Annotated in this window: 26 protein-coding genes; 5 read left to right on the top strand and 21 right to left on the bottom strand. The window is 46.1% G+C overall.

From position 1 onward, the window contains the following. Positions 1-12: 12 nt before the first annotated feature. Positions 13-681, top strand: a complete 669-nt coding sequence (locus ACQKMP_RS24080; protein ID WP_427471410.1) for a general stress protein — start codon at positions 13-15, stop codon at positions 679-681. 86 nt (positions 682-767) lie between these two features. On the opposite strand, the gene glpX is transcribed toward ACQKMP_RS24080, so the two are convergent. The 4 genes from glpX to ACQKMP_RS24100 all read right to left on the bottom strand — a co-directional run bounded on the left by glpX (position 768) and on the right by ACQKMP_RS24100 (position 4,355). Further along, complete coding sequence (glpX, locus tag ACQKMP_RS24085) at positions 768-1,763, bottom strand: class II fructose-bisphosphatase (protein WP_427471412.1); 996 nt, start codon at positions 1,761-1,763, stop codon at positions 768-770. Between the two features lie 41 nt (positions 1,764-1,804). Next, entirely contained in the window at positions 1,805-2,611 is an 807-nt protein-coding gene (locus ACQKMP_RS24090; protein ID WP_427471414.1) for a pyruvate, water dikinase regulatory protein, read from the bottom strand. A 12-nt stretch (positions 2,612-2,623) separates the two neighbouring features. Continuing rightward, positions 2,624-3,280 carry a helix-turn-helix transcriptional regulator gene (locus ACQKMP_RS24095; RefSeq protein WP_042185371.1) on the bottom strand — a complete coding sequence of 219 codons (657 nt, stop codon included), beginning with the start codon at positions 3,278-3,280 and terminating at the stop codon, positions 2,624-2,626. A 142-nt stretch (positions 3,281-3,422) separates the two neighbouring features. Then, positions 3,423-4,355: a DMT family transporter gene (locus ACQKMP_RS24100; protein WP_042185373.1), complete on the bottom strand. Its 933-nt coding sequence runs from the start codon at positions 4,353-4,355 to the stop codon at positions 3,423-3,425. A 161-nt stretch (positions 4,356-4,516) separates the two neighbouring features. On the opposite strand from ACQKMP_RS24100, the gene ACQKMP_RS24105 reads away from it, so the two are divergent. Both ACQKMP_RS24105 and ACQKMP_RS24110 read left to right on the top strand, forming a co-directional pair. Next, positions 4,517-5,926 carry a PLP-dependent aminotransferase family protein gene (locus ACQKMP_RS24105; protein WP_042185381.1) on the top strand — a complete coding sequence of 470 codons (1,410 nt, stop codon included), beginning with the start codon at positions 4,517-4,519 and terminating at the stop codon, positions 5,924-5,926. Between the two features lie 133 nt (positions 5,927-6,059). Continuing rightward, on the top strand, positions 6,060-6,743 hold the full coding sequence (locus ACQKMP_RS24110; protein ID WP_427471417.1) for a hypothetical protein: 684 nt from the start codon (positions 6,060-6,062) through the stop codon (positions 6,741-6,743). 384 nt (positions 6,744-7,127) lie between these two features. On the opposite strand, the gene ACQKMP_RS24115 is transcribed toward ACQKMP_RS24110, so the two are convergent. The 10 genes from ACQKMP_RS24115 to ACQKMP_RS24160 form a co-directional block, all read right to left on the bottom strand. Next, positions 7,128-8,537, bottom strand: coding sequence for a nucleoside recognition domain-containing protein (locus ACQKMP_RS24115; protein WP_427471419.1), 1,410 nt, complete (start codon positions 8,535-8,537; stop codon positions 7,128-7,130). Next, entirely contained in the window at positions 8,515-9,246 is a 732-nt protein-coding gene (locus tag ACQKMP_RS24120; RefSeq protein ID WP_042185385.1) for a FeoB small GTPase domain-containing protein, read from the bottom strand. The genes ACQKMP_RS24115 and ACQKMP_RS24120 overlap by 23 nt, the downstream gene beginning before the upstream one ends. After that, positions 9,243-9,497 carry a FeoA family protein gene (locus ACQKMP_RS24125; protein WP_042185387.1) on the bottom strand — a complete coding sequence of 85 codons (255 nt, stop codon included), beginning with the start codon at positions 9,495-9,497 and terminating at the stop codon, positions 9,243-9,245. Before ACQKMP_RS24125 ends, ACQKMP_RS24120 begins: the two co-directional genes overlap by 4 nt. Positions 9,498-9,771: 274 nt before the next feature. Continuing rightward, the gene (locus ACQKMP_RS24130; RefSeq protein ID WP_042185389.1) at positions 9,772-10,230 is read right to left on the bottom strand and encodes an SRPBCC domain-containing protein; all 459 of its coding nucleotides are present in this window, start codon (positions 10,228-10,230) and stop codon (positions 9,772-9,774) included. Between the two features lie 101 nt (positions 10,231-10,331). Then, on the bottom strand, positions 10,332-11,288 hold the full coding sequence (locus ACQKMP_RS24135) for a YafY family protein (protein ID WP_341049921.1): 957 nt from the start codon (positions 11,286-11,288) through the stop codon (positions 10,332-10,334). Positions 11,289-11,375: 87 nt separating this feature from the next. Then, positions 11,376-13,319: an FtsX-like permease family protein gene (locus tag ACQKMP_RS24140; RefSeq protein ID WP_042185393.1), complete on the bottom strand. Its 1,944-nt coding sequence runs from the start codon at positions 13,317-13,319 to the stop codon at positions 11,376-11,378. Further along, positions 13,294-14,064: an ABC transporter ATP-binding protein gene (locus tag ACQKMP_RS24145; RefSeq protein WP_042185395.1), complete on the bottom strand. Its 771-nt coding sequence runs from the start codon at positions 14,062-14,064 to the stop codon at positions 13,294-13,296. Before ACQKMP_RS24145 ends, ACQKMP_RS24140 begins: the two co-directional genes overlap by 26 nt. Positions 14,065-14,283: 219 nt before the next feature. Further along, positions 14,284-15,288, bottom strand: a complete 1,005-nt coding sequence (locus tag ACQKMP_RS24150) for a sensor histidine kinase (RefSeq protein WP_042185397.1) — start codon at positions 15,286-15,288, stop codon at positions 14,284-14,286. After that, complete coding sequence (locus tag ACQKMP_RS24155) at positions 15,285-15,983, bottom strand: response regulator transcription factor (protein WP_042185399.1); 699 nt, start codon at positions 15,981-15,983, stop codon at positions 15,285-15,287. Before ACQKMP_RS24155 ends, ACQKMP_RS24150 begins: the two co-directional genes overlap by 4 nt. 379 nt (positions 15,984-16,362) lie before the next feature. After that, complete coding sequence (locus ACQKMP_RS24160; RefSeq protein ID WP_405175779.1) at positions 16,363-17,520, bottom strand: phosphodiester glycosidase family protein; 1,158 nt, start codon at positions 17,518-17,520, stop codon at positions 16,363-16,365. A 175-nt stretch (positions 17,521-17,695) separates the two neighbouring features. Here ACQKMP_RS24160 and ACQKMP_RS24165 point away from each other — a divergent pair, with 175 nt between their 5' ends. After that, positions 17,696-18,274, top strand: a complete 579-nt coding sequence (locus ACQKMP_RS24165) for a histidine phosphatase family protein (RefSeq protein WP_042185403.1) — start codon at positions 17,696-17,698, stop codon at positions 18,272-18,274. 76 nt (positions 18,275-18,350) lie between these two features. Continuing rightward, positions 18,351-19,169 carry a diguanylate cyclase domain-containing protein gene (locus ACQKMP_RS24170; RefSeq protein ID WP_427471423.1) on the top strand — a complete coding sequence of 273 codons (819 nt, stop codon included), beginning with the start codon at positions 18,351-18,353 and terminating at the stop codon, positions 19,167-19,169. Positions 19,170-19,269: 100 nt separating this feature from the next. On the opposite strand, the gene ACQKMP_RS24175 is transcribed toward ACQKMP_RS24170, so the two are convergent. The 7 genes from ACQKMP_RS24175 to ACQKMP_RS24205 all read right to left on the bottom strand — a co-directional run bounded on the left by ACQKMP_RS24175 (position 19,270) and on the right by ACQKMP_RS24205 (position 26,551). Then, positions 19,270-20,487 carry an SLC45 family MFS transporter gene (locus ACQKMP_RS24175; RefSeq protein WP_339269172.1) on the bottom strand — a complete coding sequence of 406 codons (1,218 nt, stop codon included), beginning with the start codon at positions 20,485-20,487 and terminating at the stop codon, positions 19,270-19,272. A gap of 17 nt (positions 20,488-20,504) precedes the next feature. Then, a complete protein-coding gene (locus ACQKMP_RS24180) occupies positions 20,505-21,233 on the bottom strand; it encodes a glycerophosphodiester phosphodiesterase (protein ID WP_076301059.1) in 729 nt (242 codons plus the stop codon). A gap of 158 nt (positions 21,234-21,391) precedes the next feature. Continuing rightward, a complete protein-coding gene (locus tag ACQKMP_RS24185) occupies positions 21,392-22,258 on the bottom strand; it encodes an STM4011 family radical SAM protein (protein WP_427471426.1) in 867 nt (288 codons plus the stop codon). Continuing rightward, complete coding sequence (locus ACQKMP_RS24190) at positions 22,255-23,604, bottom strand: STM4012 family radical SAM protein (protein ID WP_427471428.1); 1,350 nt, start codon at positions 23,602-23,604, stop codon at positions 22,255-22,257. The genes ACQKMP_RS24185 and ACQKMP_RS24190 overlap by 4 nt, the downstream gene beginning before the upstream one ends. Before the next feature lie 22 nt (positions 23,605-23,626). Next, positions 23,627-24,409: an STM4013/SEN3800 family hydrolase gene (locus ACQKMP_RS24195; protein ID WP_042185413.1), complete on the bottom strand. Its 783-nt coding sequence runs from the start codon at positions 24,407-24,409 to the stop codon at positions 23,627-23,629. Continuing rightward, positions 24,409-25,746: an STM4014 family protein gene (locus tag ACQKMP_RS24200; RefSeq protein WP_339269180.1), complete on the bottom strand. Its 1,338-nt coding sequence runs from the start codon at positions 25,744-25,746 to the stop codon at positions 24,409-24,411. Before ACQKMP_RS24200 ends, ACQKMP_RS24195 begins: the two co-directional genes overlap by 1 nt. Then, a complete protein-coding gene (locus tag ACQKMP_RS24205; protein WP_341049904.1) occupies positions 25,706-26,551 on the bottom strand; it encodes an STM4015 family protein in 846 nt (281 codons plus the stop codon). Before ACQKMP_RS24205 ends, ACQKMP_RS24200 begins: the two co-directional genes overlap by 41 nt. Positions 26,552-26,658 lie beyond the last annotated feature (107 nt).

Consider the following 26,658-nt stretch of genomic DNA (forward strand, 5'->3'; position numbering starts at 1 on the left):
GAGGTAATGGAGATGAATAAGAGAATAGTGGGTGTCTTTGCTGCCGAATACGAAGCTTCGAGGGCTATTGAAGAGTTGAAACGTCAAGGCTGCAGAACAGAGGACATATCGATTATCGCGAGAAATTCAGAGAGTGCGGATACGCTTAGAGATGAATCAGGGACCCAAGCGCCGGAAGGAATAGCTACTGGTGCAGCTACGGGTGGTCTGCTGGGTGGATTAACTGGGCTCTTGATGGGGATAGGCGCTCTGGCTATTCCAGGCATCGGGCCGATCATTGCAGCCGGACCGCTTGCGGCAACACTTGCTGGAGCGGCAATAGGTGCAGGCAGCGGTGGATTAGTTGGCGGTCTTATTGGACTTGGCATTCCTGAAGAGGAAGCCAAGCGTTACGATAACTATGTAGATGAAGGCCATATTCTTGTAATGGTGGATGTGGAGGGCGAGCAGAAAGAGGAAGAAGTGAAGCGGATCTTCGTACAGCATAATAGTCTGAACGCAGACCGTTTTGAGGAAATTGCGAATATGAATACAGCTGAGAATCGAAATTATGATGGCAGTGTAAAGGAAAGTGATGCGCTCCGGGCAGCTGATCAACAAGAGGCGAGAAATTTGGCTCAAGCTACCGGAACCATGGATGCCATGGATACCTTAGCGAGTGAGCGCATTAGAAATAAATAAGAGATGATTATCTATTTAGTAATAAAAACAGACTATTTCACTAGCCAAGGGTGAGCTGGTGAGATAGCCTGTTTTTTTGTGTAATGCTATAGAGAGGCAACATTCTGTCTAACGGTTAGTCCATCCGGTATTTCTTTGCCAGGCAGGAAATGAATGCTACGGATGTAGCGGATTGTTCGACTCTGTGCCCGCATGATGACCGAATGCGTCTCAGCGCGCTCTTTGCCGATAAAACGGACACCATTCAGAAATTCACCTGAGGTTACGCCAGTGGCGGCAAAGAGTACGTCGCCTGTGCCAACCATGTCCTCCATGTATAACACTCGCGTAGGATTAGAAATTCCCATACGGACACAGCGCTGCTGCTCAAGAGGTCCATCAGGAAGCAAACGGCCCTGCTTTTCTCCACCAAGACATTTCAGTGCGGCAGCGGCAAGGACGCCTTCAGGTGCTCCGCCCGAGCCCATGTACAAATCGACATCGCTATCTGGTAGAGCTGCCGCAATAGCGCCAGCTACATCTCCGTGTCCTAGTAGTTTAATCCGTACACCCGCTTCACGAAGGCTATGAATGAGCTCTTCATGCCGCTTGCGGTCAAGTACCATGACGGTTAGCTCGGAGAGGGACTTGCCGCTGAAGTGGCATGCTTTCTGGAGAGTGACCTCTACAGGGTCTTCCAGACTAAGCTTTCCAGCAAGTTCAGGGCCGCAAGCGAGTTTCTCCATATAAATGTCTGGAGCATGCAGCAGACTGCCCTTATCTGCTATGGCAATCACGGATTGTGCATTGTGAAGACCACAGGCCACCACTTCAGTGCCTTCCAGAGGATCGACGGCTACATCGACAGACGGACCCTTTTGATTCCCGACTTTCTCGCCAATATAGAGCATTGGAGCATCATCCATCTCTCCTTCACCAATGACGACCGTTCCGTCGATGGAGACAGAATCAAACATGGAGCGGATGGCAGTCGTGGCTGCATCATCTGCCGCATTTTTATCTCCCCGCCCGATCCAGCGAGCTGAGGATAATGCACCTAGTTCAGTTACCCGTACAATCTCAAGAGCCAGTTCGCGATCCATTCTAATTCCCTCCAGTACATCCCATAAATTTTAACTGAATGTTAGATATAACCCATTATAATACCGGCGGTTTCTTCTATAGCTTTGTCGGTAATATCGATTACAGGACAGCCTAGCTTATTGAACAGAGAAGAGGCATATTCCATCTCCTCTGTAATCCGCTCCAGACTTGCATATTGGGAGCCAGTCGGTAACCCAAGCACCTTCAGCCGCTCGGAGCGAATCTTCAGCATATACTCCGGCTTCATGGTTAGTCCGATCAGTCGGTTCGACGGCAAGTTTAGCAGCTCTTGCGGAGGAGCAATTTCTGGAATAATCGGATAGTTAACGACCTTTTTCCCCCGATGGGCCAAAAAGATACTAAGTGGTGTTTTTGAAGTACGGGACATCCCTAGTAGAACGATATCGGCCTTCAGCATAGCGCCGAGATCGCGACCATCATCACAGGCAACTGTGAATTCGATAGCCTCCATACGGCGGAAGTAGTTCTCATCAAGCTGGTGCAATAAACCCGGTCGCTGCTGAGGAGCGTCGTCAAACGTATCAATGAAAGCTTGCATCATTGGGCCCATGATATCGACGATACGAAGGTCAAGCCGTACAGCCTCTTCTTTAATCATTTCTCTTAGCTCCGGCTGCACCAGCGTATAGACGACAAAACCTTTATGCTGCGCGGCTTCTTCCATAAGCTTCCGGAGCTCATCTTCATGTCTAATGTTCCCGTATCTTTTGATGGTGATCTGCTGATTCTGGAATTGATGAATGACGGCCTGCACGACAGCTTCCGCCGTATCTCCTATAGAATCTGAGCAGATCGTTATTAGGTTGGAAGATTGCTCGATGCTCATGAATTCCTCCTGTTATCCTTTGGCTTCTAGTTCGAGGAGAAGTTTTACGATAGCAGTTTTCGTCAAGCGTCCTATGACATCCAGTTTCGTACCATTGTCTTCTGTGGCGCTGGGAACAACTACCGGTAAACTATCTACCTCGTGAAAAATCATTTTATGTGCGGCATCAAGCACCGTCTCATCTGGTGAAGTTGTGACTACTTTGGGCTGGCGTGTCATGACCATGCTTACGGGCATGGAGACAGCACCCGGATTGCCAAGGGTTACTTTCAGGAAATCCTTACGTGAAGCAACACCGGTGAGCTTGCCCTCTTCGTCACAAATAATAAGGGTGCCAACATCCTGTAGAAATAGCGTAACTACGGCATCTTGAACCGTAGTAGTCTCACGGATAATAATAGGTACACTTTGAATCTCTTTTACCTTTGTCTCTTGCAACAAATAATTGCTTCCCAGACGATTAGATGATTTGAGTCCCGGGAAGTAACCGACTTTAGGTTTAGCATCGATATATTTGAGCATAACCAGAACAGAGAGATCGGAGCGAATCGTTGGCCGTGTTAAATTCAGACATTCGGCAATCTGTTCGCCGGTAATCGGAGCTCTTTTGTTCACAATATCAATGATTTCTAGTTGACGTGATGTCAGTTCGATCGCAATTCCCTCCACTTCAGATAAAAAGGCATTCCTCTTTAGAAAAGAAGCGCCGTTAAGCGAATCCTCCTTTTATATATGAGTCATATATAGATGTTTTTAATTTAACTTGGTTATATAATACGCAATAGTGGTCATAATTGCAATATATAGTACGTCATATATTCATTTTTTTTGACGCAGATGTTCGGACCCTACGCTTTAACATTAATTGTTTCAAGGCATCAGCATTGACCAGGATGGTCCCAGCAATGATAGTGAATACACCGAGGATCGTAACCCAATTCACGGCTTCATGATAAAAGAAAAAGCCAACCCCTACGGCAATCGGTGGAGAGATATAGAGCCAGGTAGAGGGAAACACAGGATTTGTCTTAGCGACGAGCCAGTAGAACAACGAATGACCGACCATCGAGCCGATTACGATTAGATAGAGCAGTGAACCTGCGATTTCGTAAGAGAGCAGAAACTCAGGATGTACATTTTCGGTGGCTAAGGAAAGAATGAATAACAGCACTCCACCATACATCATTTGGGCTGCATTTAGTGCGATTGGAGAGACCTCAGGCATACTGTTGATTACTTTTTTAGAATAAATCGCACCTACTGCGTAACAGCATTCCCCAATGAGGACAGCTGCGCAGCCGATGAGCCATAACGGTGAAATATCAACGACAAGATTAGGAAGAACGAGCAGCAGTACGCCGGTCAACCCGATGATACAACCATATAGGGAGATGGCAGGTGCTTTTTGTCGAAGAATAGAAGTTTGGAGCAACAGAATCATGATCGGACCTGTGGCAGAGAGTACAGCTGCTAACCCGGAAGATACATATTGTTCAGCCCAGTAGAGACCTGCAAAGGTGCCAAAGGTTAACGCAGATCCGGTGAAGAGCATTTCTTTACGCAGGAGCAGGGAGAAGCTAGCTTTTCGTTTCCAGACCATCCATAGAAATAGAACAGCGCCTGCAACAAAAAATCGCAAGCCTGCTGAAAAGAAGGGCGGCGCACCGGCATCCACACCGATTTTGATAGCTAGAAAGGTCGTGCCGAAGATCAGACATACAAGTGCATAAGCGAATAAGATCATTTTGAAAGTCCCCTTTAGTGTGTGTATATAACGATCCTTGAACCAGTTCGTTAATCATATAGGGGAGAACACAGAACAGATGATGTTGAATAGAACAGATGACTTCGAAAATCGTGTACAATACTGTAAATAGGAGTTGTTCGGAGAGGAGTTGCAGTGAGGTGAAAAAGTCAGCGAGCGTGGAGAATAATCATCCCTTGTTTCGGCAGGTATATGAATTTCTAGTGAATCGCATGGAGCGAGGGGAGTGGGGGGCACATGATAAGCTTCCTTCTATACGGCTGCTGGCGGAGGAATTACAGGTACATCGACTGACAGTATTCAAAGCGTATAGAATGCTGACAGAGGATGGAAAAGTTTATGTAAAAGATAAATCAGGTTATTACGTATCGCCTGTTAGCTTGGTTCCTATTGTAGAAAAAGGAGCAGCAGTGACTGCCTATGCGCTCACTAATCCTCTTTCGGATATACAGAGAATGCCTGCTAAGTATCAGTTCTCACAGGCGCTGATTGATCCAGGTCTTTTGCCAAATCTTTTTCTATCCGACTATGTCAAAAAAGTGTTCGATTTATATCCCAAGGTCATGGGGACGTACTCTTCGGTTCAGGGAGATGAGGAGTTACGGGAGACGCTAAGTCGTCATTTTCGGAAGAAGCATTGGCTACAGTTATCTTCGGAAGAGCTGCTTATTACTTCAGGTGCGCAGCAGGCGATCAATCTGATTGCACGAATTGTGCTCGGGCCTATGGACACGGTGCTTGTGGAGCGACCAACCTACAGTGTGGCCATGGATATTTTTCGCCGGGAGGGGGCAAGGCTGGTTCCGGTGGAGATCACTCCGATGGGCTACGACTTGGAGGAAGTTGAAGCGCTGATGAAAAAGCATAGACCGCGCATGTTCTATATCAATCCGACTCATCATAACCCAACTGGATATACGGTGCCAGCGCAGCAACGTAAACTGTTGGTCGAGCTTGCTGAGCGTTATCGCTGTCTACTGGTAGAGGATGACCCATTTCGCGATATGTATTTTGAAGAGGAGCCCCCGCCGCCTTTTTTTGCTTATGATACGGAGGGCTGGGTGATTTATATTAGCAGCTTCAGTAAATATGTAGCCCCAGGCTTACGGATCTGTGCGGTGGCTTGTCGCTATCCGTTTATGGAGCGCTTGATCACGGCCAAATCACTCGCGGACAATGGTACTCCGCTGCTTAACCAGAAGATATTCCTACATTACTACACGTCATCACGTTTGCAACAGCATCTCGGTAAGCTACGCATTGCACTTCAGGTGCATAAGGAGATTGTAGAGGAGGAGCTGGCTGGGACTGGGTGGGAGTGGACGCCTCCGCAAGGGGGCTTAAATTTATGGGTGAAGCTGCCGGACCATCTTTCGGCGGATCGACTGTTTGTCTCAAGTATGGCGCAGTCGATTGCTTTTGTGCCAGGAGAATTGTTTGATCCGCTTGGTGAGATGAGGTCGAGGATTCGAATAAGTTACTCCTTTGCAAGCGAAGGGGTGCTACGTGAGGGGATTCAGCGGATGATTGCAATTGCGCGAGGGTTATGAGTAGGTACAGTAGACATGAGGGACTTATGAAGACTATTTAGGATGGAAAAGATTAGACTTGTATAACTTGTTTGGAAATTGTTGTAACACTTTCTTCTTCTGTTCCGTCTGTAGAGTAAAGAAGGAGGTTATTATGATGGTTAAGACCAAGTTCCGCAGTCCATTTATGATGTTCCTAAGTATAACGTTAATATTTATGGCCTTACTGACGGTGCGTCCCTCCGTTACTTATGCGTGTTCCTGTGTTGTACCTGCGGAGCCACTTGAGGCGCTGGAGTCAAGTTCAGCCGTCTTTACTGGGAAAGTAGTGGACAAAAAGGAGCCAAAGGGGACTATAATCTCATCTGCGGATCCAGTAAAAGTAACCTTTGAAGTCGATTCCAGCTGGAAAGGAATTAAGGGGAATAAAGTTACCTTGAGTACTGCTTTATCGTCTGCCAGCTGTGGGTTTGAATTCGTGGAAGGGGAAAGTTATATCGTCTATGCGTATGCTAATGACGAAGATGACTCTGGTAAATTAGAGGCCAGTTTATGCAGCCGAACGAAGCTGCTTGCCTCGGCATCAGAGGATCTGAAGGAGCTTGGACCTAGTATATCGGCAGGTACTCCTACAGCTTCTCCGGAGGTAACATCAAACCATTCGCCGAAATCCGAAACTGGGAATAATGGGGCGACTGAAGTTGAGGGGAAACCAGCTGCGGAGAGTGACTCTTTTCCACTTGTTAATGTAGGGATCAGTGGAGTCATTATCGTTTTGATAGCGATAGCTGGCGCTGTACTCTACCGTCGTAGAGATGGTGGAACGCGTAAGAAATAAACTGTTGGTCTGATGAAGCGGTCGCCCGGGAAGTATTCGGGCGGCCGCTTATTTATTTGAGCTGATCTTAATGAGATCAATAATTAGGGAATTCCTCCCTGTAATTTATATTGTTTTAATCGATATCATCAATATTCAGGGAATTCCTCCCTGTAATTCAGCAGAAATTGCCCATTTTGGCAATAATCCGTTCATTTATAGGGAGAATTTCCGCAAAAAGTTCAATTTGCACTTATAAAGTCCGAATTAGAGGGAGGATTTCCCTAAAAATATTTCAAGGAGGCTAGGAATCTGTGAAGCCAGCTGAAGTTAGGTAATGAAGGTGATATAAGGTGCTGCCGGTAATGAAGGTGAAGAGGGGCAATTTCATGCCGCAGGCTTACGTCACACCCAGCCAAACAACCGAGCAAGCTGAGCGACAGCAAACGTAACACCAATGGCGATGCCGAGCGGGATGACTGCTGAGAGAACAGCCCACTTCATGCTTTTCGTCTCCTTATAGATGTTCACGAGTGTAGTGCCGCAAGGATAGTGGAGCAGGGAGAACAACATCATATTAAGTGCGGTCAGCCAAGTCCAGCCATGTGATAAAAAGACATCTTTGATGCTGCCCAAGCTGTCGATATCGACCATAGCTCCTGAGGACATATAGCCCATAAGCAGAATGGGCAGTACGATTTCATTCGCAGGAAGTCCTAGAATAAAGGCCATGATGATAAAGCCATCCATGCCGAGCATGTGTGCAAAAGGATCGAAGAATGCAGCCATATGATTCAGGACAGAATCTCCACCAACAAACAGGTTGCCAAGAATCCAAGTGATAATACCGGCAGGGGCAGCAACGACGATGGCACGAGTAAGTACGTTAAGAGACTTATCTTTAGAGGAAATAAGTATGGTCTTCCAAATTTGTGGACGACGATATGGCGGGAGCTCTAGTGTATAATGCGTTGGAACACCGCGTAGCGCAGTTTTGGACATGACCCAGGAAACCGTCAGAGTAACGATGATGCCGATCAGCACCATCCCCATAAGTACGGAGGCGGTGGTGAGGGTACGGAGTGCGCCTGTCGTAGCCGCTCCTGCCATGAATAAGGAAGACAATAGAATCAATGTCGGCCAGCGGCCGTTACATGGAACGAAATTGTTGGTCAAAATCGCGAGCATCCGTTCACGCGGCGATTCGATGATTCGTGTGGAGAGGATGGCGGCGGCATTACAGCCGAAACCCATAGACATGGTCAAAGCTTGCTTGCCGTGACCACCTGATTTTTTGAACAACCGATCCATGTTAAAAGCAACCCTCGGCAGATATCCGAAATTCTCAAGCAGCGCAAACACTGGAAAAAATATCATCATTGGTGGCAGCATGACGCTGATGACCCAAGAGGTTCCTCGATATAATCCCAGAACAAGTACACCGTGTAGCCAAGCGGGGGCATGGATCGCCTCAAATCCGGCAGTGAGATAGCCTTCGATGAAGCCGAAGAAGGAAGCAAGCCAGCTTGAAGGATAGTTGGCGCCGGCAATCGTAATCCAGAACACGATACCGAGGATGGCGAGCATAATGGGGAATCCCCATATTTTTGAAGTTACGATATTATCTAGCTTATAAGTGCTGTTCAGCTTCTTCTTATTCCTATAGGTGACTGCATCCCCGCAGATGCCTGCGGATACGCCATAGATACCACTGACAATCTCATCCCGTATCGCTCCGCCGTCAGCGAGCTTTTTCGCGGTGGACAGCAAGGAATCTAGAGGATCTAATCCCTTAGTGATATGCGGTGACTCCATGACCGATGACCTCCTTTGCTTCAGGTAATTCTTTATTCTTCATATTCTCTTTAAGTGAGGTAAGAAGGCTGTCATCACCATCTAACAGGCGCAATGCAATCCAGCGGGCCGGGTATTTGCTGCCAATGGTTTGTTCTACCAGCGGTGTAAGCTCTGCAATTCCTCGTTCAATCTCCTCGTTGTACGTAATACGCAGTGGCTGTGCAGTGAATGCGCCTGTAGCCACTCGCTCCACCTGATCCAATAACGCCTCAATACCGATTTTATTGCGAGCCGATATCGCTACAACAGGCACGCCGAGACGTTTGGAAATACGTTTTAGATTGATGTCGATACCGAGTTTACGGGCTTCATCGATGAGGTTGATGCAGACTACAGCCCGCCCGGTAATCTCCAGCACTTGTAAGGCAAGGTTGAGATTTCGTTCTAGCGAGGTAGCGTCAAGAACAACTAGTGTCACATCGGGCTGTTCAAAAATAATATAATCTCTAGCCGCTTCTTCATCAGCAGAATTCGAGTACAGCGAATACGTACCAGGAAGATCTACTGCGAGGTACGTATGGTCCTTATGCTTAAACTCGCCTTCAGCAGTAATGACGGTTTTACCTGCCCAGTTTCCTGTATGCTGGCGCATGCCGGTCAGCAGATTGAAAAGCGTGCTTTTGCCAGTGTTAGGATTGCCTGCAAAAGCGACTGTGAAATGACTCATGCTTCTACACCTCCGATGACTTCTCCAAATATTAAAGAGCTTTCTTCTCTACGTAATGCAATGGTCGTGTTGCTTACCCGAAAAGCTATAGGATCTCCTAAGGGACTACGCCGTAACACCTCAACGGCATTACCGACTACAAACCCGAGATCCAGTAATCTTCTTCTAAGCACACCCTGAACTTCAATGCCGCTGATACGCAGTGTGCTTCCTTTAGCCGCTTCTGATAAAGGAATACTAGCTCCAGACATTAGATCCCCTTCTTTCATTTATTATTATTTGTATTTTTATGGTTATTATTTTGTGCATTGGAATTTTTCTTGTGGTCTGACACAATATTAGTATATGTGAACAACTTTGTCCCTGCAACAAAAATGTTTCCCTAAGGCAAAATCAATTTAGGCGCAAAAAAGCCCCTAACGGAAAGAAGGCTTGCGCTCTCCAGCCGAGGGGCTAAGGTTGAGTCTACTTATAGGCTTGTCTTTAATTGGAATAGTCTGATCCAAGTTTTTATTAGTCGTGAAGTTATGTCCAGCTTCCAAAATCAAGCGTGCGTCCAGTCTCTACTAAAGTCTTGGTATTACTTAGAACCTGCCACCAAGCGCTGATGCTGCCTGCATACGAAGGATCTTCAGGATGCCATTCATCATGGATAAGCGTGAGCTTAGTAGTTCCGCCCACTGGTTCAAGCAGCCAAGAAATACGCGATTCATATCTTTCATACCCTTTATGATAGGAGGGGCCGACCTTATGTGTGAAACGCAGTGCTTTTTGTGGGGTGAACTCCAGCAGAGTCCCATAGACATGCAGCGTTTCATCTCCATCTGCACCCGGTCCGATGTATTCCAGTAATTCTCCTTCTTTGAAGGTTGAACGAATAACGCTGCCGTAATAAATCTGCTTCGTACCTTCCGGAGAGATTAAGGTTTCCCATACCTGCTCAGGTGTTCCGCCAATATAAAATTCATAGTGTAGTTCCTTCATTCGTTATTCCTCCTTGATTTATAGGTTCATTTATTCCCTCAGACTCATTTACACTATACAAAAGGATCACTGACAACTACGGTCAGTGATCCTAAAGTAATTTATGTCTTATAATGAGCTGCTAAATTGGAGGCTATGGAGGCTAGTCTTTCTCTTAGTGAGGAAGGCTCCATGATGCGTAATGTGGTTCCATAAGGCAACAAGAAATAGGGTGCATAAGTCAGTAAAGAAGTTTCGTCCACTTGAAAGCGGGCTTGTCCTTCCATGCGCTGTACCAGCGTATGTCCGAACAACCAATGGCTGCATAGATCATTCAAGACTCCCTCGTCGGATGCGATGACTACTGTAACTAGTTTCTCTTCAGTATTGCGTGCAGGCAGTAAGCTCTTTAACAAAAAATCACGTGCAGAGAAGTCAGCAGGACGAGCGAACACAGCTTCTGTACGATGTAGTTCAATGATTCTATCCACCCTGAAACTACGAATTTCATGTCGCTCGTGGCAGTAAGCTACGGTGTACCATTGGCCCTTCCAGAGTACAAGTCCGTAAGGATCAATGGCACGGGATGATTTGGTTTCTCCATTACCCTTACGATATTCCATTTGCAGGGTGTATCCGTTCGCTGCCCCCAATTCCAATTCTTGAATCAGATGGCTAAGCGACGGGGAAGGAGAATGGATCGTCTCAATGCCATTCTCATGGCGCTCCATTTGTTCTAATTGCTGGGCATTGCTATATCTTTTTAGCTTGGATAGGGCTCGGTCCAGAGCTTCAACATAAGGATATCCGGTGCCCCTGGCAAAAGAAGAAGCTTGTAGAAGGGCCCGCTGCTCTTCGGAGTCAAAGAATAATGGCGCCTCAATAAAATGCTCCGGTAAGCTGTAACCGCCACCAGGCCCGCTATCCGCAATAACGGGTACACCACTGATGCATAACGCATCGATGTATCTGTACACAGACCGAACACTGATCTCTAACGCTTCCGCTAGTTCTCCGGCGGTTCTTCCCCGCTGCTTAAGCATCCAAAGAATGGATAACATATGATCAGCCTTGGACATAAATTCGGAACCTCCTTGCTAGGTTTATTGAATAATATAGCAAGTGTAACGTGAGAGTCACTGTTCCGCCAACTGAAGAGAAGTCTTTTATACCATTATTTTTTTGAGACTATGAATGTAACGAGATCGAGCAATAATGAAATAGAGGGTCTGCACAGCAAGGAATGTACCGGATGTAATTAGTACGGGAAGAGTTACATCGGTGATATTCATTTGCTTCAGTATGGGACGAATCACGACAAGGGTCTGAATGGTGGCAATCACAATCGGAATATAAAAGAGCACAGAAATTTGTTTGGTAGCAGAAGCTGACATTTCTTTTGTACTTAAACCGATTTTGGATAAAGCATTGTACATTTGTTTGTCCGTATTCAGCTCGGTATGAAGCTTAAAAAAGAGAAAGCTGGCCGATGAAAGCGAGAAAATCAGCGCGATAAAAATGCCAATAAAACTAAATATGGCTGTTCCCTGTTTGGTTGATAAATAGCTGTCTGCTCGTGCTGTAAGTAAGGCGTTGTATTGATGGTTAGCACTGTTGGATGCTTTACTCCACTGGATAAGTTCTCTGGTGATCACAGCTTCAGGGGAGTTATCCTCAGGAGTAGGGCCGTCCCATGCTGGGATTTTATATAGGTATCTCACATATGGCCTGGTGTATTTCCCTGCTGAAGAAAACTTCTCATAGAAGCCGTCATCTACGATTAAGAGTGAGCTTGCCATGGGGTCCATTGGATGTATCTTGGGAGTTCGCAGTTCTTTTAGCAGCAGCTCTTCATCTTTCTGATTTTTCAAAAGAACCGTTTGATTAGCAGCATAATTCTGTGTCTGGATATGAGGGCTCAGCAGTAATACAGCTTCTTTCTCAGATAAGGGTCCCACTTCGGGCACATTCATTTGAGGAGCCAATTGATTGAACTCTGACCGTGAAATGATATCAATGTTAAGTATGGTTTTTTTATCGATTCCTTGAATGGAAGCGGAAATTAGATCAACTTTATTCTCTGTATACTCGACTTTGGCATTCTGTAATTTATTATGGATGTGTCCTAAATCAGGCATCTCTCCCTTTGGATTATAATTTGAATAATTCATTGCGAAGGAGGTTTTTTTATAGTGCTCCGTGTTCGCTTGATTGATGGACAAAAGAAATCCTGAAGCCATACAAGCAATCGAGGTAACTACCGTAACAAGAAATAACATTCTTGCATTGTCTTTGATCTTGTAGCTCATCTCGGAAATCCACAGCAGATTGGTTCCACGCCAAAGCCGTTTTCTGCTTAGCTTAAGCAATCGTATTCCTAGTACGGACAGCTGAGAGTAGAAAAAATAGGTTCCCGCAATACCTGTAACAGCAGCGACTAGGAGTGAACTGGGAGACAATTGCTTCCGTATAGCGAGAGCGCCGATGGTCAACAGTAGAAATCCGAAAAGCGAGAACAAGAAGGAGACACGAGGCTCTTTTTTAGGCTTAACATTTCCCTTAAGCAGTTCAAGGACTTGATGCCTGCGAATGAACAATAATGTGAAGATCGAAATGACCAGAAATAATGAAATGAAAGAGATAGAAGTAATTATTAACGCCTTCATTGGCCAATAAAATGGCAGTGGCTCCATGCCCATAATTGTCGTGCTTAGCAGCAAGAACAGCTTGGATAAAAGCATGCCAAAAGACGTACCTGTTACTATAGAGAGCATCCCGATCAGCATATTTTCTATAAGAATCAGCTTGTTGATCTGGCCGGGGCGTGCGCCTAAAATCATCAGTATGCCGAACTCCAGATTACGCATTTTCAGAAACGCACTAATCGAGTATAGAACGAAAAAGAACGCAAAGATAAACACGATATAAGAAGCAATTTGCATGCCGGAGGCTGAATTGGCACCCAGCGCGATGTTCGTAATACTAGGGTGGTAAATAAAGACTGAATAAGAGAAAAAGATCATGACCATAAAAGCACTGCTTAAGAAAAAGGCAAAATAAGCCCGTGAATTGCGCCGCACATTGTTAAACGCGAATTGAGGAAAGTTCATGACTATTCCCTCCCCAGAATGAAAGTGTATCGATAATCTTTTGGAAGAAGGCCTGACGGTTATCTCCCCGGTGAATTTCTGCCGCCAGTTTGCCATCTTTTATAAAGACGATTCGATTACAGTAGCTCGCTGCCAGTGGATCATGCGTTACAAGCATTAGCGTCGTGCCCTCTATGTGGTTAATATTCTCCAGCGATTCCATTACCGTCCGTGAAGAGTTGGAGTCAAGCGCACCTGTAGGCTCATCGGCCAATATAATCGAAGGGGAGGTGATGATTGCCCGGGCAATTGCGGTCCGTTGACGTTGTCCCCCTGAAATTTCATAGGTGCGTTTACTAAGAATATCGGTAATGTTTAAGCGTTCTGCGACGCTTTGAAGCAAGATCTCCATCTGCGAGAGTCTACGGTTATCCAGAGTTAGGGGCAGCACAATATTCTCAGCAACGGTTAATGTCTCAAGCAGGTTAAAGTCCTGAAACACAAAGCCTAGTTGTTTGCGGCGAAAATGGGCGAGCTCTTTTTTATTCAAAAGATATGGGTTGCTGCCATTGATATTCACCTCGCCAGAGGAGGGCTTGTCGATCGTGGAAACCATGTTAAGCAGTGTTGTCTTGCCGCTACCGGAGGGGCCCATGATGCCTACAAATTCACCTTTTTCAATATTAAGATGGATATCGGTGAGGGCTTGGGTCGCTATTTTGCCGGGGTATACCTTATGAAGTCCTTTGACCTCTAATACATTCATATCATACATTCCTTCCAATACAAAAGTGATTTTATCCCTCACGAAGCAGGGACGGTTTATGTATATAATTTATAAGATCGAGTGATAAGCTGCTATGGATTTACCTTAACGTTATCTTACAACGTGGTTAAGGTTATGTTCGTATCCTAACAAGAGTGGGGTATTTGCAAAAAAAAGGGACTACATAGCCATAAGTATGACTAGAAGTACCCTCTGGGCTTATTTCTGTAGATGATCACTGTTGCTGAATATAAGTCGCACGCGGGTTCCTTCTCCGAGCCGGGACTGAATAACCACTTTATGTTCGAGCCTGCTGCAAATCTCCCGAACGAGGTACAGTCCCATACCTGTCGATTCATGATAATGTCGTCCACGATCACCCGTAAAGTAGGGATTAAAAACCCGCTTCAAATCCTCAGGAGAAATACCGATGCCTTGGTCGGTAATATCCAGAATCGTGTCGGTGCCTGCACGCTGAGCTGAGAGGGTAACAGTTTTAGCGGTACCGGAGGTGGAGGTATAATTTACGGCATTGGTTAAGATTTGGGTCAGCATAAACATCAACCATTTGGCATCACTATATACAGCGAGATTGGCATCCACCTGTACATCTACTTTTATGCCTCGGCGTATGAAGAGTCTGCGATTCTCGGCTACCGCTTCACTAACTGTTTTGCGTAGAAGTAACGGTTCAACTTGAAAATCATCTTCAAATCGGTCAAGCCTTGCCGTATAAATAACCATCTCCAGCCCACCGCGTAGACGTTCTAATTCCTCCTGAATACTTGTAGCGGCTTCCTCTTCAAGATCCTTTAGCGTGAGCTGAATTACAGAGAGTGGAGTTTTCATCTGATGAACCCAGCGGTTCATGAATACGATATGCTGATCCATTTGGCGGACATGCCCATTTACCTGCTCCTGATACTGGCGGTCAATAAGCTGTAATAACTCATGGATCGCTTCGGCAAGTGGAGTGTCCCCTAAGGATACGAGATGCTTTTGGAGCATGTCCATAGGATCACTTAATGCTGCATACAATCTCCGGTGCTGAACATATCGGTAGCCTAAAAATAGTAAAAGAACTACGGTGCTCAGAGCGATTCCATAGAGCATGATAGAGATCGGTCTGTTCTCTCCAGACAGCCAATATAGCAAAGGAATAAGTAGCATTTGAAACAGATAGAAAAGGATTAGCGAAATCTGGTCTCTCCAAAATAGCTTCATGGCATATCCTTAGTGACAATAAGCCGATAGCCAGCGCCTCTTACGGTTTCCACAATATCGCCAAGACCGAGATCCTTGAGCTTTTTGCGGACACGGGTTATGTACACATTTAAAGTATTATCGTCTATAAAATGCTGATCCTTCCACATGAGATCTAGCAGACGCTCTCGGTTAACAACTCGTCCTTCTTTTAGCAATAAGGCTTCCAGTAGAACCGCTTCTTTCTGTGTCAGCTCGCTAGTATGTCCGCCATATTGAATCACATACCGCTCAGGATAAAGAATTAGTTCTCCGGCTTGGAGCGTCCGTTCCTCTTGAATTTGTGAGTAAGAGCCGTAAGCTCTGCGTAAATGGCTGCGGATTTTGGCAAGTACGACTTCATAATGAAAAGGCTTGGTGATGTAATCATCCCCGCCATTTTCTAGCGCCATCACCTGATCCATTCCACTATCCCGAGCGGATATGAAAAGAATAGGGCAGAGTGAGGTAGTGCGAATCTGGCGACACCAATAAAACCCGTCGTATTTAGGCAGGTTAACGTCCAGCAGAACAAGGTCAGGATGGTTGTCATTAAAAATCTCCAGTACCCTGTTGAAATCCTCTACTATCACCGTACGAAATTCATATTTAGATAGATACGTGCTTAGTAGGCTTGCGAGCTTAGCATCGTCCTCTATGATTAGAATAGTCTCCACAGTTGTGCTCCTTTGATCAAATATAAGAATGCAATGGTTCACACGGTTATACAGTAACACGGACTAGGAAAATTATGCAAAAAGGACGTCTAGCTGCCGAAAAATAATATGAGGAATAGTTGCACTTTGTACAATAGATTCTATCAAAAAGACATTGGAATTTGATTCTATTGCACATTCTGCAACCAATTGGTTACCAAAACGTCTTATTATTACAAATGGGTCGAATTCTAATGTACAAAGTACAACAGAATCCTATTTTCCTATAAAAAAGAATGCATCTATTGCACAAACTGCAATAGATGCATCAAAAAAAGTATTCTTAGAAGTAGAAGGCGAACCTAGCACAACGCTCGTTCGTGCCGCTGGCTAGATCATTCTATTGATATTTAACCACAATCGCGTTGCTAATCTGACGCCCAGGGGTCGTGAGATATTTGCCATTGTAGTATAATCCGCTCGATGCGCCGCCATCCAGATTCATGGCTTGATACGCTCCAGCCTGCTTCATCATTTCTGCCAGCTGTGGGATAGTAGCTCCACCAGTAGTTAGCAGAATTAGCTTGTGGTCGCGAGTGAGGCCGAGTGCGCTGCGGGCTCCGCCGCCTGTTAAGATTTTAGCATCTTTGAAGCCTTCTGCTGCAACATTAAGAGATACCTTACCATTCACAAGCAGACGTGGTCCGGCTTGGAGCGCCCCTTCCATAGATCCGGAAGCGAAATGGTTCGTAAACTCTAGTCCGGGAATAAGCGAGGCCAGGTGATTGCTGTCATAGGTGAAAATCGTACGGCGATCTCCAGAGCTGTTTTTGAGCATTTTTCCACCACTGACCATGTAACCGTAAGGAGCTTTGTAGGCCCCTTTAGTATAGGCATCAAAGAACGTACCATTAATAGCCACTACGGCATTATTGCGCTTGGCTAGACTGCTCAGGTCCTCAACTTTTCCCACCGTATTTCCTGCTAGTACAACGTCGAGCTTCACTTTAGGATGCAGTAGGGATACCGTAACCGTTTGGGCTTTGAAGGATCTTCCGCCCACCTTAAAAGTTTTGCTAGCACTGACAACGGGGGAGGAATCTGCTTTGATAAGTGCGCCAGTCAGTACAGGTACCGTTGATGAAATTCCGTTATTAGTAAGGGTTACAGAAGAGGCTTCCTGATTCCACTCTAATTGAAAGCCCAGCGTTTTGCTGATAAAGGACAAAGGGATATATACCGTACCGTTATCACTAAAAGCGGAATCGGTTAGTGTAACTGGCTTGTCGTTGACTAGCGCAGCTGCTTGTCCTACAGTAAGTGTAATCTTAGTGTCTGCGTTCGTAATGGTTATACGCTTGTCACTAGCATTCATTTCAGCATGTATACCAGTGAAATTATTTAAGAGACGCAGCGGGATGTACGAGTGATTATTCTTGGTCACATACACGGTGTTTTTTGGAACCGGAGCAGCATCAACAGTGGAGGAACAAACTGTATAAACCGGAACCAAACATAGTAGAAATGCGAGAAAGAACGGAAACAATAACTTTTTCATATTAACCAAAATCTCCTTATCCTGTAGCTGATGTAAAAAGCGGTAAGGTTTATTATACCTCAAGTTCTAAAACATGGATAACCTCATTTTTCAAATATCCATGGAAAGATTCTGATAGAATGTAGATACCATTACAAGAATAGTACTAGAACTCAACAACTAAAGGGAGATCTTTATGACTACAATAGGTTTAATTCGCCATGGAAGTACCGCGTGGAATAAAGAAGGCAGAGCGCAAGGGCATACGGATAATCCATTGGATGCTGAGGGTGTGCAGCAGGCGGTTCTTCTTGCTGAGCGGCTCAGCACTGAACAATGGGACTATTTATATTCGAGTGATCTGCTTAGAGCGAGACAAACAGCAGAGGTAATTGCAACAAGGCTTGGTATGGAGATCGCCGGTTTAGTACCAGGGATCCGTGAGATGAACGCAGGGCAGATTGAAGGTACTACGGAACAAGATCGCGTTGAACGATGGGGAAGTGAGTGGAAGAAGCTAGATTTGGGACTGGAAAGTCCGGAGGCCAGTGAGATCAGAGGCAGTCAGGCCATCGAAGATATCGCGGAGAAACATCCGGGCAGTCGTATATTGGTCGTTAGCCATGGTGCGATTTTACGGAGTAGCCTTAGAAGACTTTTTCCAGAACTGAATGTAACTGTTTTGCTGAGTAATACATCTATTACCCGGATTATTAAATCCGATTCGACATGGAATTGCGAACTATACAATTGTGCACGGCATTTGAAGATATAATTAGTGTTCAGATAATGTTCAGAGCATTTTAATATAGTAATTGCTCAGATAGTTAATCATTTTTGTAGTCAGAAGGATGTGCGAATTTAAGGTGGCAGAGGTCCAGATTTACTTACAAACGTTATTCTCCATTCTCATCGCAGCAGCGGCCGGTTATTTAGTGCTAAGACTTTACCGGGATATTTCTTCTAAAACGCCTCAAAAAAGAGCGATTCATACCGGTCTTTCCGTGATCATTATCGTCGCCTCCCTATGGATCATGCACCAGCTAGGTGTAGAAACCTTACTGGGAAATGAAGTGGCCGATGATGGGGTTATTATACCGCTGGTGGTCTATAGTCTTACGATAGCCCTATGTATGTTTTTACTTACACGCATGAATCTAGTATTGGCTGAAAGAGAGCAATTGAAAGAACTGGCGTATAAGGATGCTTTAACGGGGTTATTGAATAAGAATGGAATGGATCATTTTTGGGATCGATGCAAAGTAAATGAACAGCTTGCTGTTTTGTTTCTGGATCTGAATCGTTTCAAATCGATCAATGACAGCTTGGGGCATCATGTGGGGGACTTATTGCTGCAAGAAGTGGGTAAAAATCTAATTCAATTCTCCAGCAAAAGAAAACGTCATATTTTCCGCGTGGGCGGGGATGAATTTGTGATTGTCGCCAAAGGTAGCACTCAGAAGGAAGCGGAGCAGCTTGCTGTGCGGATTCTGGAGAAGACGACTAAGAGTTACCAGCTTGGCGAACATAACTTGTTCGTATCCATGAGTATAGGGATCAGCATAAGTCATGGTAAGGTGGATCATTTTAGGCTGCTAAATGAAGCAGATACAGCGATGTATGCTGCCAAACAGCTTGGTACGGGGCGTTACTCCGTCTATAAGAATTAGCATGAGTTGGTGTAAAATACAAGCGGCAGCCATGGACCTCTACAATAGGTCCACGACTGCCGCTATTTTTATTGGACTAACTATTCCCTTTGAAATGAAATTATGCGCCAGGCGAATGAATGCTGTTAGTCACATCCTTGCGGCCTTTCATGAGGAACAAGCAGACAAGAGCAACTGCCATACTAATCGCCGCCACGTAGAACAGGATCGAGTAATCAAAGATATCAATCATAAGTCCCAATAGTGGAGGCGAACTGATGGCCGCAAGGGAAGAGACGAGATAATACATCCCAGTTCGTGTACCAATGCTCTCTTCTGTCCCTGTTGCCACAACATAAGGATAGGAATTGATATTAATACAAGCCCAGAAGACTCCACCTAGCAACAGTAACCCTCGAAGGAGCAATAAGTCCTTTGCAAAACCGACGAGAGCAAAAATGGTCATTAGTCCGCATACGCCGATGATGATCATTTTTTTCTTCCCGAATCTTCCGCCCAGCCAACCGCTCGGAATGGCGAACAGCACAAAGGCCAAAGAGAAGAAAGTGAGCGAGAAAGAGGCCGCCTGTTCGCTTAGGCCGAGATGATGTTTGCCATATAAGGTAAACAGTGTCTCAACGCCTTGATATGCTACGAACCAGAAGAAAATCGCCGCTAGCAAAAATACTGTGGTACGGTCAAGCTGACTTCGAAAGGAAATACGAGTTGGCTTGGTGGCAGTCCCTGCTTCTGAAGGAAGCTTCATTTGCACGTTTACGCCATCCCGATTTTCTTTAATAAAGCGTGATACGATAAACAGACATAATAAGGTAATCAGTCCAGCAACGATAAACGGTAGCGCTGGGTTTGATTTATACAGGATCGAACCTACGCCAAAAGCGAGAATAGAACCGAACCCACCCATGAAATTAATCAGCCCGTTGGCCTTCGTACGCTGCTCTTCTGGCGTAATGTCCGGCATGAGGGCGACGGTTGGTGAACGGTATAAGCTCATGGCCAGATTCATCAGCATCATAAACAACAGAAGTGTAAATAGTCCGGTATGGAACGGAATCAGCATGGTTAGCACGGCAGCGAAAGGCATACCGATCATAAGATAAGGCATTCTGCGTCCAAAACGCGAGGTAGTGCGGTCACTACGGTTGCCAATCCAAGGCTGCAGGAATAAGGCAAAGTAATTATCAATCGTCATCAAGAAGCTGATAAGTGCCACACTATGTACGTATTTTTCTAGAAAAAAGGGTACAAATGCGTTATACAGACTCCACGTAATGCTGATGCTGAAAAAGCCGAATCCGAGCAACCAGACTTTTTTCACACAGTCACACTCCCTTATTATTTAGCTAGAAGCCCAGCCAGCACATCTGGATGATCTGTAATAATACCTGACACTCCAGCTTCGATTAAAGCCTTCATCCGCTCTGGATCATTAACAGTCCAAGGATGATAAGCGATGCCATGCTTAGCGGCTTCTTCGACGAATTCAGGAAGCACTGCTTGATGATAAGCATGTAGTGCGTTTGCGCCAAGCGTAGCTGCATAATCCCAAGGACGATACAGACCTTCCCCGTATAGAATTCCTGTCTTGATCTCAGGTGCGATCGTTTTACTGTGAGCTAGTGAATAATGGTTGAAGCTTGAAAAAATCACACGATCGCTCATCTTGAACTCCCGTACAGCCGCGATAACCTTTTCCTCCATACCCGGGTAAAAGAAAGTACCATTTTTAAACTCGATGTTCAGTACTGTATCTCGACCTTGCAGCAGATCTAACAAATCTTCTAGCAAGGGGAGTTTCTCGCCTTTGAACTCGGGACTGAACCAAGAGCCCGCGTCCACTTCCAGAATTTCTGCAAGGGTTTTATCCTTCACATAGCCACTTCCGCTTGTCGTACGGTTTAGGGTTTCATCATGAATAAGAACAAGCCCGCCATCCTTTGTCATTTGTACATCGGTTTCAATCCCGGTTGCACCTAACTCAAGACCTTTGCGGAACGCTGCCATAGTATTTTCCGGACACACTGCCGATGCGCCGCGATGCGCAAAATTAATAATGTTTTTCATCAGCTATTCATCCCTCCAACTTAGTGTTTGCTGTCGCCCTGTAGACGAGGGCTACTTTTCATATTCCACATGAAGATAAGAAACCCTGTCTAGAAATACTGACAGGGCTCTATTTCTTGAAATTTAACATGCAGTTAATCTTACTGCAAATTCTCGCCTCAATGATTCATAGCGCCATAAGGAATCCGTTCCAGCAGACCTGATCCATAGATGTTTTGCAGCTTCAGCTCTGGCATATGAATATAACCGATATAACAGTCGCATACCTTCATTCGGCAGGCTCTTACAGCGGATACACCTTCCAAGCCATCGCGGTAGAGATTGCCTATGATACCTCTGTCCTTATAGCAGCGTTTCACCAGTCCAGCGCCTTGTACATAAAAGACTTCATTTCCAGCGTTGCAGGTTTGACCAAGGCTCTCGTAATCCATAGCATTCACAGCAAAATGCGGATCAATTTTGCTCAGAATGGAAAGATCCTCGGCAGTATAGTAATCCGGTTTATCTTTATAAGCATTGACCCATAGATATACACTCTCCGGTAATGCTGCGCGAAGTGAGGCTATAGCAGGAAAGGCGCTGCGGATCCCAACACTCCCTACACTGAAAGGCATATTATTCTCATACAAGGTCATGCATTGCGTTAGAAACTTATCCTCGCTCACCTGTCCGGGGTGATAAGTAGCCCAAAAGGCAGCCTTGTTTCGATTCAGCTTATGAATGAAGTCAAGATTTGCTGAAAGGTTCGTCTGAATCGCTACCTTCTCCACATGCTCCATATTGGAGAGCGAGATCATCGCTTCTTTGTACCAGCGATGAATCAGCCCTTCGCCATAAGGATTGAAAAAGATAGACAGCCGATGGCCCGCTGTACCTTGCAGAGAGGCCCACTCGACAAAGGTCTCCAGTCCTTGTCGATCCTTCGCGAGAGTGGCTGCGCTGTCTCTTGTTTTGCCGAAAGGACAGTAGGGGCAGTCATAGTTGCAGGAGGTGAGAGACCCACGGTAGTAGAGGACCGCATTCATGGTAATACGAACCTTTCCATCTGCTCTCGTATCTCCCCTGAAATAAACCAATCACCGATGGAATCGGAGTAGCCCATGCCTTCAGTAGTGAGGCGTAAAACTCCATCTTCTTCTTTCCCTAAGCCGGTATGAAGCAGGTTAGACAGTTCAGGATAATCACTCCAGAGTGAATTTCCGAAGCGCAGACTATAATCTCCAAGCCTCAGACCTTCACTATGTAAAATCGCCTTTAGAATAAAGCGGCGCTTCTGTTCTTCCAGACTTAGCACAATTCCGTAATCTGCAGTATCGTAACGATCTGCACTGACGTAATCGGCAATAATGCTCTCGGTTGCTTTACGGCTCACCCCATAACGGGAAGCGTAATGCACATTGCGGGTATAGGACCTAGCCCCGCAGCCTAGCCCGACCATTCCTTCTTCCTGACAGCTGTAGTCAAGAATGCGTTTATCTGTTCCTGCGGTTTCCTTGGCGAAACGACGCATGGAATATTGGCGATAACCTCTGGCTTTAAGCAGCTGCCCAGCGGCCTTGTAGCAGTCTAGGCGAATATCCTCCTGACGCTGGATATCATCAGGCTTTACGATGGTATGCTCACGGGTATAGAGCGGATAAATAAAGATTTCCTCAGGATCATAGCTAAGCGTCTGATTTAGAGAATACAGCCAAGAGTCGACGGTCTGCCCTGGAAGACCATAGATCAGATCCAAATTTAGAATGGGAAAATCATATTTTCCCAGCAGCTCCAATGCGCGATACACCTCATCCGGATTCTGCGGGCGATAGATGGCCGCCGATTCAGCTGCGACAAAGCTTTGAATGCCCATACTGACCCGATCCACCGTATATTCTTTTAGAATATTCAGCTTCTCTTCGGTGATCGTCTCCGGTGAAGTTTCCACTGAGATGGAGGCTGAGCTCGTATCCATTCCCATCGTATCAACGGCAATGTGGAACAAACGACGCAGTTGATCTGCCGCCAATAATGTAGGTGTTCCACCACCAATCGCGAAACGGGCATACGGCTTATGTTTGGTGAACGCTGCCCACTGCTTGGCTTGGCGTTCTAGCGCGTCTACGTATGTAGCGTGAACATTCGCGCGTTTATCAGGCAAGGTGAACAGGTTGCAGAATCCACAGCGAGCACCGCAAAACGGGATATGCATATATAGAAAAAAGGATTCTGCAGGTTCATCTCGCCATAAGGTTTCTAGCGGCATCGGAGGCTGCAAATCCCTGTAAGCTGTTTTGTGTGGATAGGAATACAGATAAGATCGGTAAGGGTTAGCAGTAATATTGTCTTTCCACCCGTGAAGCTCTTCTAAAGAGAAGGACGATAACGTCATAACAGTTCTCCATCCTTTCCTTTTATAAAATAAATTCCCGATAAGGGACGTTCCATACGGTCTCGTGAGCCAAGCGATGCCCCTGATAGCCATCTTCGCCAAAAGCGGTTCCATGATCAGAAAACGCCAGACAGAAGGTAGGATTACCGCGTTCCCGGAAGGCATCGAATAATCGGCCCAGTTCACCATCCACATAGCGGAGTGCGGCGCGCTGGCTGTCTACGGAGTCCTTTTTAGCACCGGGTATAAAATAATGGTTTGGCCCGTGAATGGCTGAGACATTGAGGAACATGAACAATCTTTGTTCGCCCGGAGTATCCTTCAACAGCTTCAAGGCATGATTCACCTGATGCTCTGTGGAACGCGGATTGGTGACCCCGAACGTCATCCGCCAGTAGCTTTGCTGGAAATAGCTTGGTAACACACGAGCGAGTGGATTTTTTTTGGTGAAAAAAATAACGCCCCCAATACAAACCGTACGGTAGCCCTCGGCAGCAAGCCCGGATACGATATCGGGTGTATCGAACAGCCAGGTATGGGGATGCGTCTTCATTCCGGTGTTTCGGGAATGGAACATTCGGATATGTTCCGTCTTATCCGTTGTGGCTGGAGTAGGCAAAAAACCGCCGAAGAAGGCGTGATGAGCCGCATAGGTAAAGCTGCCTGGGGTATGTCTTTTCTCCCATGATCCGGTTCCGCACAAGTTCGGGCAGTTTGATTCTTCCATAACAGCAGCATCATAACGAAGAGTATCGAGTGTGATCATAAGAATGTCATGAGTGCCGACGATGGTGTTCATATCCATTAAGATAATCCTTCCTTTATAAGCGGTGTGGAGGGAGGTGTGATATAGTCTCTAGCCGACAATACCTTCATTTCCCATTCGTAGGTGCTGCAGCCGCGGTATTTCACATCGTACAGCAAGTCGCCAAATGGATTGACATCCGCGACAAAACATTGCTGTGAACCCCCGGAGACGAGTACATCGATTCCGGCTACCCCGGAACGGGGAAAAGCAGCCAGTGCTTGCACAGCGGTATTCCGCACCTGCTCCTGTACGGATTCAGACAGACCGGCTTCCGAAAGAGACATCCGCTGGTTGCGTAAATGCAGATTCGTAATTGGTGTAGGGCTGACCCGGGCAACCGCGTGGCAGGCCTCGCGGAGAACGACTAGCTGGCGAATATCGAATGCTTTACCCTTAAGCCCCGCTTTAGGGATCCATTGCTCAGCATAAGCACCGTGCTGGTAGATCCAGTTCATAATTCCCGAGATTGTGGCGGTATCCGTGTACCGTCGCAGTTTACCGGAATTATAGTAAATGGGTGGTCGAGTGATGTAATCCTCGACCCCCACTGTTGTTAAGGCAATTTCGGCCCCCGTCACAGGATGGATTTGATAGGCGATCACTCCAGAAGCGGCAGAACCAAAGGCCAGCTTAATGAATACCCGGTGCATGCGCCGGGATAACATCATCTCCCGGAGAGAGTCATAATCCGTAGGCTGCTGATCTTCGCCTACTGGGCGAGGGATTGGAATCCCTGCCTCGCTCAGAATCTGTTGTGTCTGGCGTTTATCGGTCATGGCCGCAATGTCAGTAGGGTCATTTAACCACAGCGAACCTGGACACGCGGTGTTGGCCTCTCGCTGTAGTCTAGCCAGCATTCGGCAGTAGCCACGGAACCATTGTGATGGATGATGCAGGACACCTTGCATTTCCTTCAATTGACGGGCTACCTTCACGCGGAGTGGTCGCGGATCAGGCCTATCGGCGAAGGGATGCAGGGAATCGTCCATATCTTCCGAATCCGGTGCACCCAGAGCGATAATGGCTCGTTCTATCTCGAAGCTGCTGCCAGGCGATTCCAGTCTCAGTAGCGGGGGAGCTGCACTGAGATCTACTCCGTTATAAACGGAGGACTGACGGGGTATCTGTTTCTTCTGCTCTTCCATAAGATCGCCTAACGATCTTCCTTGCAGAAACTCAGCGTACGATAAAATAATGGCAGGGGGCATTCCAAGATCGGAACGCGCTTGCTGGATGCCGCTAGTCCGTTTATCACCGGGAATACCGATAACGATCATCGGCCTCATGAGAGGCTCACTCTGTGATGGAAGGATAACGCCAGTCTTCCTCATCATCGCTTTCCTGCTTGTCGCTAACATCAACAGGCAATCCACTTTGCTTCCAGCGGCTAATCATCTCGTCAGACATATAATGATGGCTTAGGTTTAATGCTTTTAATTTTTTGATTCTGTCGCTGGCTAGTAGCAATTCTGCCCCCTCGTCGCTTAGGGTACCGAGTGATAGATCGAGCGTATCTAGCTGATCCAGAATAGGAGCATTTGCTAATGCACCTGCGATCTCATCTTGGATCTGGCTATTTTTTAAACCTAGATAAGTAAGCTTAGGGAACTTTCCTACTTCTATAAGAGGGAGAAGATCTGCTAGGCTGCCGTCAAATCCGTAGTTATCTACGCCGAGATATAGCTCCAGCTTGCGCAAATTCGGCAATTGGCTAGTTGCAATCTGTTCAAGAACGGCTTTACCTAAGCCTCCACTTATAATAATCAGTTCTTCTAGCTTGTCGTGTTTGAGTTCTGAGAGGCTCAGCTCATTCCCACCTTGAATCGTGAGTGACTGTAGCTCTGGAAAAGCAGGGAGCAACGGCGATAGATCACTTTGGGTAATCCAAGAAATCTCGCATTCCTCATAGCCCATCTCGCCTATGAAAAGCTTGCGCAAAGCAGGGAAACTAGCACTATGCGTAACCAGTGACTCTACAACTTCTTCTGAACTATTTTCGTAGGCTTGCCCCCAATCACCGATAATTAGACTTGTCAGCGAAGAACTTTCAGGGCTGCTACTAAGTTTCTCAATTTCAGTGCCAATTCTTTGGCCTTCTTCGAATTCGTCGTATCCGATACTAAGCTTTACTTCCGTCATGGGCATTCCCTCCCGGAAAAATTTAACTTCGAAAATACCCTATCATCTGTAGCCGAGGGAGTCAAATCACAGGTTTAAATAATTATAGTCAAATTCGTCATGTCCTT

The organism is Paenibacillus sp. NPDC101420 (genome assembly GCF_050277435.1).
Classification (GTDB): domain Bacteria; phylum Bacillota; class Bacilli; order Paenibacillales; family Paenibacillaceae; genus Paenibacillus_AQ.

Bases quoted from the DNA above. Each gene is read 5' to 3' on its own strand.
- ACQKMP_RS24080 (WP_427471410.1), top strand. From the start codon at position 13: ATGAATAAGAGAATAGTGGGTGTCTTTGCTGCCGAATACGAAGCTTCG.
- glpX (WP_427471412.1), bottom strand. From the start codon at position 1,763: ATGGATCGCGAACTGGCTCTTGAGATTGTACGGGTAACTGAACTAGGT.
- ACQKMP_RS24090 (WP_427471414.1), bottom strand. From the start codon at position 2,611: ATGAGCATCGAGCAATCTTCCAACCTAATAACGATCTGCTCAGATTCT.
- ACQKMP_RS24100 (WP_042185373.1), bottom strand. From the start codon at position 4,355: ATGATCTTATTCGCTTATGCACTTGTATGTCTGATCTTCGGCACGACC.
- ACQKMP_RS24110 (WP_427471417.1), top strand. From the start codon at position 6,060: ATGATGGTTAAGACCAAGTTCCGCAGTCCATTTATGATGTTCCTAAGT.
- ACQKMP_RS24115 (WP_427471419.1), bottom strand. From the start codon at position 8,537: ATGGAGTCACCGCATATCACTAAGGGATTAGATCCTCTAGATTCCTTG.
- ACQKMP_RS24120 (WP_042185385.1), bottom strand. From the start codon at position 9,246: ATGAGTCATTTCACAGTCGCTTTTGCAGGCAATCCTAACACTGGCAAA.
- ACQKMP_RS24125 (WP_042185387.1), bottom strand. From the start codon at position 9,497: ATGTCTGGAGCTAGTATTCCTTTATCAGAAGCGGCTAAAGGAAGCACA.
- ACQKMP_RS24130 (WP_042185389.1), bottom strand. From the start codon at position 10,230: ATGAAGGAACTACACTATGAATTTTATATTGGCGGAACACCTGAGCAG.
- ACQKMP_RS24135 (WP_341049921.1), bottom strand. From the start codon at position 11,288: ATGTCCAAGGCTGATCATATGTTATCCATTCTTTGGATGCTTAAGCAG.
- ACQKMP_RS24140 (WP_042185393.1), bottom strand. From the start codon at position 13,319: ATGAACTTTCCTCAATTCGCGTTTAACAATGTGCGGCGCAATTCACGG.
- ACQKMP_RS24145 (WP_042185395.1), bottom strand. From the start codon at position 14,064: ATGAATGTATTAGAGGTCAAAGGACTTCATAAGGTATACCCCGGCAAA.
- ACQKMP_RS24150 (WP_042185397.1), bottom strand. From the start codon at position 15,288: ATGAAGCTATTTTGGAGAGACCAGATTTCGCTAATCCTTTTCTATCTG.
- ACQKMP_RS24160 (WP_405175779.1), bottom strand. From the start codon at position 17,520: ATGAAAAAGTTATTGTTTCCGTTCTTTCTCGCATTTCTACTATGTTTG.
- ACQKMP_RS24165 (WP_042185403.1), top strand. From the start codon at position 17,696: ATGACTACAATAGGTTTAATTCGCCATGGAAGTACCGCGTGGAATAAA.
- ACQKMP_RS24170 (WP_427471423.1), top strand. From the start codon at position 18,351: ATGTGCGAATTTAAGGTGGCAGAGGTCCAGATTTACTTACAAACGTTA.
- ACQKMP_RS24180 (WP_076301059.1), bottom strand. From the start codon at position 21,233: ATGAAAAACATTATTAATTTTGCGCATCGCGGCGCATCGGCAGTGTGT.
- ACQKMP_RS24185 (WP_427471426.1), bottom strand. From the start codon at position 22,258: ATGAATGCGGTCCTCTACTACCGTGGGTCTCTCACCTCCTGCAACTAT.
- ACQKMP_RS24190 (WP_427471428.1), bottom strand. From the start codon at position 23,604: ATGACGTTATCGTCCTTCTCTTTAGAAGAGCTTCACGGGTGGAAAGAC.
- ACQKMP_RS24195 (WP_042185413.1), bottom strand. From the start codon at position 24,409: ATGGATATGAACACCATCGTCGGCACTCATGACATTCTTATGATCACA.
- ACQKMP_RS24200 (WP_339269180.1), bottom strand. From the start codon at position 25,746: ATGATGAGGAAGACTGGCGTTATCCTTCCATCACAGAGTGAGCCTCTC.
- ACQKMP_RS24205 (WP_341049904.1), bottom strand. From the start codon at position 26,551: ATGACGGAAGTAAAGCTTAGTATCGGATACGACGAATTCGAAGAAGGC.